The sequence below is a fragment of the Tianweitania sp. genome (genome assembly GCF_032053605.1).
Classification (GTDB): domain Bacteria; phylum Pseudomonadota; class Alphaproteobacteria; order Rhizobiales; family Rhizobiaceae; genus Tianweitania.
This window is the reverse complement of the sequence record NZ_DAMBUH010000071.1, coordinates 1-6996: the sequence shown is the minus strand read 5'-3', so window position 1 is coordinate 6996 and position 6996 is coordinate 1. Positions and strand designations below refer to the sequence as shown.

Sequence of the window (6996 nt, the reverse complement as noted above, 5' to 3'; positions counted from 1 at the left end):
AACGCGTCTTCCGTGTTTGACGTCGTAATCCGCGACCGCAAGACTGGCGCGCTGGTCGAGATGAAGGACCTGAGGCTGCCGATGCCCGGCCGGCACAATGTCTCGAACGCCACGGCGGCTATTGCGGTGGCTTACGAGCTCGGCCTTCGCGAACCCGCAATCCGCCGCGGCCTCGCTGCCTTCAGCGGCGTGAAGCGTCGCTTTACGCATACCGGAAGCTGGAATGGCGTCGAGGTGTTCGACGATTACGGCCACCATCCGGTGGAAATCCGCGCCGTGCTCAAGGCCGCGCGCGAATCCACTAAGGGCCGCGTGATCGCCATTGCCCAGCCGCATCGCTTCACACGCTTGCGCGACCTATTCAGTGATTTCGCATCCTGCTTCAACGATGCTGACACCGTGCTGCTTGCGCCGGTTTATACCGCCGGTGAAGATCCGATCGAGGGTGTGACCTCCGAAGCCCTTGCCGTCGCAGCCCGCTCGGCCGGCCATCGCGATGCACGCTTTATCGAAGGTCCGCAGGTCATAGCTTCGGCCATCCGGGAGCTTGCCAAGCCCGGCGATTACGTCGTGTTCCTCGGCGCCGGCAACATCACGCAATGGGCCTACGCGCTTCCGGGCGAACTCAACGGCGGAGCAGTGGCGGCGGCATGACAGCAGGCAGCGATCTTCTTGCCCGGCTGGGTGACCGTTTAAGCGGGTTGCGCGGCCGGCTGACGCCGGATTCATCCATGGAAAAGATCACCTGGTTTCGCGCGGGCGGACCGGCCGATGTGCTTTTCCAGCCTGCCGACGAAGAGGATCTTGCTGCCTTCCTGAAGGCCGTGCCGGAAGAGATCCCGGTGATGGTCGTTGGTATCGGATCCAACCTGCTGGTTCGCGAAGGCGGCATTCGGGGTTTCGTCGTTCGGCTTTCCGCGAAGGGTTTTGGAACGGCCACGGCGATATCGGACACGCGCATCGAAGCGGGTGCTGCGACGCCGGACAAGCATGTGTCGGGTGTCGCCTATGACGCTGCCATCGGCGGCTTCCACTTCTTCCACGGCATTCCTGGCGGGATAGGCGGCGCCTTGCGCATGAATGCGGGCGCCAATGGATTTGAGACACGCGAGCGTGTGGTCGAGGTGCGAGCGCTAACCCGTTCCGGCGAGCGGATCGTGTTGTCTAATGCGGATATGGGCTACGCCTACCGTCATTCGTCGGCGCCCAAGGACCTGATCTTCACCTCGGCGATCTTCGAAGGCTATTCCGACGATCCCGCCACGATCCGCGTCAACATGGACGCGGTGCGGGATCATCGCGAAGCCGTGCAGCCGATCCGCGAGAAGACGGGTGGCTCGACCTTCAAGAATCCCGAAGGCACTTCGGCCTGGAAGGAAGTCGACCGTGCTGGCTGCCGTGGGCTTATGATTGGCGGCGCGCAGATGTCGCCGATGCACTGCAACTTCATGATCAACACCGGCAACGCTTCGCCCTATGATCTTGAAACGCTTGGCGAAACGGTACGCGCGCGCGTGCTTGCAACCTCCGGCATCAAGCTGGAATGGGAGATCAAGCGCATCGGCAATTTCAGGGCCGGACGCGAGGTGAAGCCGTTCCTTGGAGAGGCGGACTAACGGTCCTTTCCAACCTGATCAGGCAGCGGGTGGCGTGTACCGCGCCACATCGATCTGATCCGCGTGCTGCCTCATCCAATGTGCATCAAACCACGCCTGCATGTTGAGCAGCGTGCCCATGTTGACGCCGAAAGCCTTTTCAATGCGCAGAGCCATTTCGGGCGTGAGCGCAGCCTTCTCATTGAGAAGGTCCGACAATGTTGCCCGGCGGACGTTGAGGATTTCGGCAGCTTTTGAGATCGACAAGTTCAACTCGTCGAGAATTTCATCCTTGATGAAGCCGCCGACATGCGGAGGGGACATATTCAGCTTGGTGAGCGCTTCAGCCATCAGTGATAATCCTCCAAATCAAGATTGAAGATCTCGTTTCCTTCAAGGTCGAACGTGATCCGCCAATTGCCTGATGTTGCGATGCTCCATGTTCCGGCGCGATCGCCTGTCAGAACGTGGATGCGCCACCCGGGCGGTCCCGCGATGCTGTCCATGTCAGCGGCCGAGATGAGCGCTGCCAGAATGTTGCGAACGCGTTTTGCCATGTCCGGCCGAATACCTTTCGGATCATCATCCTCAAGGAGGCGCCGCAAGCCTTTATGCCGAACCGTACGAATGTGCATGCCGAGTAAGTGTACGGCGGAACCGTACAAATTTCAATGGCCGCTTTGCCTGCTTCATCTCCGACGGGCCTGAGTCCATTCTGCCATAGCAGCCCCGGTTTTTCAGACATCCTGACATTCTGGCTTGTCACAGAATCCAAGCTCTGATTCCTATGGCCTAAGCGTTTCCTGGTTTGAGTCGTGCAACCCGTGCGGCGGGTTTTCAGCTGGCAGAGCTCTCTGCCCGCAAGGCTCAAGCCATGTTCGAGCGCTAATGTTGGAATCGGAATAACTGCAGGGGCGCAGGGGCGGATGGCAAAGAAGCATGTGGCAGTGCTGATGGGTGGGGTCTCTTCGGAGCGACCCGTCAGCCTATCCAGCGGAAAGGCCTGTGCGGATGCGCTCGAGGCTGAGGGTTACCCTGTCACGCGGATCGATGTCGGTCACAATGTTGGCGCGGTTCTTGCCGAGTTGCGGCCCGATGTTGCCTTTAATGCGCTGCATGGACCTTACGGCGAAGACGGTAAGATCCAGGGCGTCCTTGAATATCTGCAAATTCCCTACACCCATTCCGGCGTGCTCGCTTCGGCGCTCGCCATGAACAAGAAGCTCGCCAAGCGCATTGCTGCGGCAGCCGGCATTCCCGTGGCCGAATCGCGGGTGATGAATCGCCATGCGATCGGCAACAAGCATCCGCTGAAGCCGCCCTACGTCGTGAAGCCGGTGTCTGAGGGTTCGAGCTTTGGCGTGGTGATCGTCAAGGAAGACCAGACCCATCCGCCGCAGCGCCTGAGTGCTGCCGATTGGCCGTATGGCGATATCGTCATGGTGGAACGCTATGTCTACGGACGTGAGTTCACATGCGCCGTAATGGGCGACGTTGCGCTTGGCGTTTGCGAGATCCTGCCGACCGGTCACGCCTTCTACGATTACGACGCGAAGTATGCGCCGGGTGGTTCGAAACACGAGATCCCGGCAAAACTTTCACCGAATATTTACCAAACTATACAGAAACTGTCTCTCAAGGCGCATCAAGCCATGGGGTGTCGGGGCGTTTCCCGATCCGACTTTCGCTACGACGACCGGTTCTCCGAAAATGGGGAGGTTATCTGGCTGGAGGTCAACACCCAACCTGGAATGACGCCGACATCGCTGGTGCCTGAAATCGCCCTGGAGGCGGGACATTCGTTCGGCGAACTCTTGAGTTGGATGGTGGAGGACGCGTCGTGTTCGCGTTAAGGTCGACAACCGGCGGTCGTCACAAGGGCTATGCGCCCCGTGAAGGCGTGTCCGAGACCATGGTGGTGCCGCGCTTCCTGCGTCGGCCGATGCGGATGCTGTCGCGTCTCGAAGAAGTCGAGGCGCGCATTCCGCGCTTTGCGGCAACGAGCCTGACGGTTGTGCTGCTCGGTGCGTCCAGCGCCTATGGTGCTTATCTCGGCGGCCATATGCCTGCGGTGATGCAGGCGGTGACGGCTCGTACGGGTTTTGCTGTCACCGACATCCGGATTTCCGGCGACAAGCAGACGTCGGAGATCGACGTTCTGGATCAGTTGCAGCTCAATGGCTGGACGGCCCTCGTTGGCTTCAGCGCGGATGCCGCGCGCGAGCGTTTGCTGACGCTGCCCTGGGTGGAAAGTGCAACCGTCCGCAAGATTTATCCTGATGCGATCGAAGTCGCGCTTGTCGAGCGCAAGCCGTTTGCGATCTGGCAGCATGGCGACGAGCTGACCGTGATCGAAAGCGATGGCCGGCCGATCGCACCGTTCGACGGCCGCAATGCGCGCGATCTTCCGCTGGTGATCGGCATGGGTGCGCCAGAGCGGGCTGCCGGCTTCGTGGCCGAGATGAGCGCTTACCCGGCACTTGCTTCTCAGGTGAAAGCCTATGTCCGCGTCGCCAACCGGCGTTGGGACGTGCATCTGGCCAGTGGCGTGCAGATCAAGTTGCCGGAAGGCGATGTCGACGGCGCGATCAAGGAATTGCTGGCGCTAGACCAAAGCCAGGGCCTGCTGTCGCGCGACATCGCTGCCGTCGATCTGCGCTTCGCCGAGCGTTTCATTGTTCAACTGACGCCGGGTGCCGTTGAGCGCCGCACGGCTCAGCTTGAAGCCGAAAAGAAGGCCGCCAAGAAAGCGGGTCGACAGATATGAGCTGGCTCGGCGGAAATTCGGATAGTGGTGCAAAGCGGTCCGGCATCGTTTCGGTGCTGGATATCGGCTCGCACAAGATCTGCTGCATTATCGCAAAGCTGAAGCCGCGCGAAGAAAGCCAGCTGCTGCGGGGGCGGACCCATCGCATTCAGGTGATCGGCATCGGCCACCAGAAGTCGCGCGGCGTGAAGTCCGGCGTGATCGTGGATCTCGACCGTGCCGAGCAGGCGATCCGCCTCGCGGTGGATGCAGCCGAGCGGATGGCCGGGCTGACAATCGATTCGCTGATTGTCAACGTTTCGGCCGGTCGCTTGAAGAGCGACGCGGCGACCGCGACCGTCAATCTCGGCGGCCATGAAACCGATGAAGCGGATGTGCGCCGCGTTCTGGAAGCGGGTGCCCGTCAGGCGCTACGCCATGAGCGCCAGGTTGTGCACACGCTGCCGGTCGGCTTTTTGCTCGACACCGAGCGCGGTATCCAGGATCCGCGCGGCATGGTTGGCGACGTTCTAGGCGTCGACATGCATGTTCTGACGGCTGACGCCGCACCGCTGCGCAATCTCGAACTCTGCATCAACCGAGCGCATTTGTCCGTCGAGCGCATGGTGGCGACGCCTTATGCGAGTGGGTTGTCGGCCTTGGTCGACGACGAGGGCGAGATGGGCGCTGCCTGCATCGATATCGGGGCCGGCACGACGAGCATGTCGGTCTTCTTCTCCGGCAAGATGGTTTATGCCTCTTCGATCCCGATCGGCGGCGCGCATGTGACTATGGATCTGGCGCGTGGCCTTTCCACCGCGATGGACGATGCCGAACGCATGAAGGTGATGCATGGCACGGTGATGCCGGCAGCGGGCGACGATCGTGATCTCGTGACCGTGCAGCCGATCGGCAGCGAGGCCGATGACGGCGGCATGCAGGTTCCGCGCGCTGCGATGAACCGCATCATCCGGGCCCGCGTGGAAGAAACGCTGGAGATCGTGCGCGACCGGCTGAACCAGTCAGGCAGCGGCCATCTTGCAGGCAAGCGCGTGGTTCTGACGGGTGGCGGCGCTCAGCTGCAAGGCCTGGCTGAAGCCGCACGACGCATTCTCGGGCGCAATGTTCGCATCGGCCGGCCGCTTGGCGTGGCAGGCCTCCCCGAAGCAGCAAAAGGACCGGCCTTCGCAACGGCGGTCGGCCTGATGATCTACCCGCAGGTGGCAGAGTTCGAAGTAGGCCAGGTGGCGGGCGGTGTTTCCCATAGGCTGACCGGCACAGGCGGACGGTTTGGTCGCGTGGGTCAGTGGTTGCGACAGAGTTTCTAGAGTTCAGAGGGGTTTAGGCCCTGTTTCTTGAGTTTAGCGAGGGCTTAGGCCCTCAAGGCAGCCGCGGCGGCGAAGCGGCAGGAAAAGACGAAAAGGACGACAAACATGACCATCAACCTTTCACGGCCGGACATCACCGAGCTGAAGCCGCGCATCACGGTGTTCGGCGTGGGCGGTGGCGGCGGTAATGCCGTTAACAACATGATCACGGCCGGTCTTCGCGGCGTCGACTTCGTTGTCGCAAACACCGACGCGCAGGCGTTGACGATGTCCAAGGCCGAGCGTCTGATCCAGCTCGGCGCCAATGTCACCGAAGGTTTGGGCGCGGGTTCGCAGCCTGAAGTCGGTCGCGCTGCCGCTGAAGAGTGCATCGACGAGATCGTCGATCACCTCTCGAACACGCATATGTGCTTCGTCACCGCCGGCATGGGCGGCGGCACGGGCACGGGTGCAGCGCCGGTTGTAGCCCGCGCTGCCCGCGAAAAGGGCATCCTCACGGTTGGCGTCGTCACCAAGCCGTTCCACTTCGAAGGCGGCCGTCGCATGAAGACGGCCGATACCGGTATCGAAGAACTGCAGAAATGCGTCGATACGCTGATCGTGATCCCGAACCAGAACCTGTTCCGGATCGCCAACGACAAGACCACCTTCGCTGACGCTTTCTCCATGGCCGATCAGGTGCTGTATTCGGGCGTTGCCTGCATCACCGACCTGATGGTCAAGGAAGGCCTCATCAACCTCGACTTCGCTGACGTTCGTTCGGTGATGCGCGAGATGGGCAAGGCCATGATGGGCACGGGTGAAGCTTCGGGCGAAGGCCGTGCAATGGCTGCTGCCGAGGCTGCGATTGCCAATCCGCTGCTCGACGAAAGCTCGATGAAGGGCGCCCGCGGCCTCTTGATCTCGATCACCGGCGGTCGCGACCTGACCCTGTTCGAAGTCGACGAAGCGGCAACCCGTATTCGCGAAGAAGTCGATCAGGACGCCAACATCATCCTCGGCGCGACCTTCGACGAAGAGCTGGAAGGCGTGATCCGCGTGTCCGTGGTTGCCACCGGCATCGACAAGGCTGCCAGCGATTTCGTGACGCCGCCGATCACTATCCGTCAGCCGATGAAGCCGCAAGCTCAGCAGAAGCCGCAGGCCGCCGCTCCGCAGCAGCCGGTTCAGCAGCAGGCGCCTGAGCAGCAGCCGGTTCGCGCTGCCGTTGACCCGGTCAACGAAGCGCTGCGCATGGCCGACATGCATCAGGAAGCCGTGCGCCAGCAGGAGGCCGCCCATCCGGCGGACGACTTTCGGCCGGTAAGCAAGCTGTTCCCGGCAGCCC

8 protein-coding genes are annotated in these 6996 nt (G+C 61.7%); 6 read left to right on the top strand and 2 right to left on the bottom strand.

Going from position 1 to position 6996, the window contains the following annotated elements; translation table 11 throughout:
• Positions 1-654: glutamate ligase domain-containing protein (locus RTX98_RS14730; protein ID WP_312797543.1), on the top strand; the 654-nt coding region annotated here is incomplete at its 5' end.
• Positions 651-1616, top strand: coding sequence for a UDP-N-acetylmuramate dehydrogenase (gene murB, locus RTX98_RS14725; RefSeq protein WP_312797542.1), 966 nt, complete (start codon positions 651-653; stop codon positions 1614-1616). The genes RTX98_RS14730 and murB, both read left to right, overlap by 4 nt.
• A gap of 18 nt (positions 1617-1634) precedes the next feature.
• On the opposite strand, the gene RTX98_RS14720 is transcribed toward murB, so the two are convergent.
• Complete coding sequence (locus RTX98_RS14720) at positions 1635-1946, bottom strand: HigA family addiction module antitoxin (protein WP_312797541.1); 312 nt, start codon at positions 1944-1946, stop codon at positions 1635-1637.
• Positions 1946-2260 (bottom strand): type II toxin-antitoxin system RelE/ParE family toxin, encoded by a 315-nt coding sequence (locus RTX98_RS14715; RefSeq protein ID WP_312797540.1) that lies wholly within the window; start codon positions 2258-2260, stop codon positions 1946-1948. The genes RTX98_RS14720 and RTX98_RS14715 overlap by 1 nt, the downstream gene beginning before the upstream one ends.
• Positions 2261-2521: 261 nt before the next feature.
• On the opposite strand from RTX98_RS14715, the gene RTX98_RS14710 reads away from it, so the two are divergent.
• From RTX98_RS14710 to ftsZ, 4 genes are all read left to right on the top strand, one after another.
• Positions 2522-3448, top strand: a complete 927-nt coding sequence (locus RTX98_RS14710; RefSeq protein WP_312797538.1) for a D-alanine--D-alanine ligase — start codon at positions 2522-2524, stop codon at positions 3446-3448.
• The gene (locus RTX98_RS14705) at positions 3436-4362 is read left to right on the top strand and encodes a cell division protein FtsQ/DivIB (protein WP_312797536.1); all 927 of its coding nucleotides are present in this window, start codon (positions 3436-3438) and stop codon (positions 4360-4362) included. Before RTX98_RS14710 ends, RTX98_RS14705 begins: the two co-directional genes overlap by 13 nt.
• Positions 4359-5669 carry a cell division protein FtsA gene (ftsA, locus tag RTX98_RS14700; protein ID WP_312797534.1) on the top strand — a complete coding sequence of 437 codons (1311 nt, stop codon included), beginning with the start codon at positions 4359-4361 and terminating at the stop codon, positions 5667-5669. Before RTX98_RS14705 ends, ftsA begins: the two co-directional genes overlap by 4 nt.
• A gap of 105 nt (positions 5670-5774) precedes the next feature.
• Positions 5775-6996: cell division protein FtsZ (gene ftsZ / locus RTX98_RS14695; protein WP_312797532.1), on the top strand; the 1222-nt coding region annotated here is incomplete at its 3' end.

Excerpts from the sequence above, each read along its gene's own strand:
- murB (WP_312797542.1), top strand. The coding sequence starts at position 651 with ATGACAGCAGGCAGCGATCTTCTTGCCCGGCTGGGTGACCGTTTAAGC.
- ftsA (WP_312797534.1), top strand. The coding sequence starts at position 4,359 with ATGAGCTGGCTCGGCGGAAATTCGGATAGTGGTGCAAAGCGGTCCGGC.
- RTX98_RS14710 (WP_312797538.1), top strand. The coding sequence starts at position 2,522 with ATGGCAAAGAAGCATGTGGCAGTGCTGATGGGTGGGGTCTCTTCGGAG.
- RTX98_RS14720 (WP_312797541.1), bottom strand. The coding sequence starts at position 1,946 with ATGGCTGAAGCGCTCACCAAGCTGAATATGTCCCCTCCGCATGTCGGC.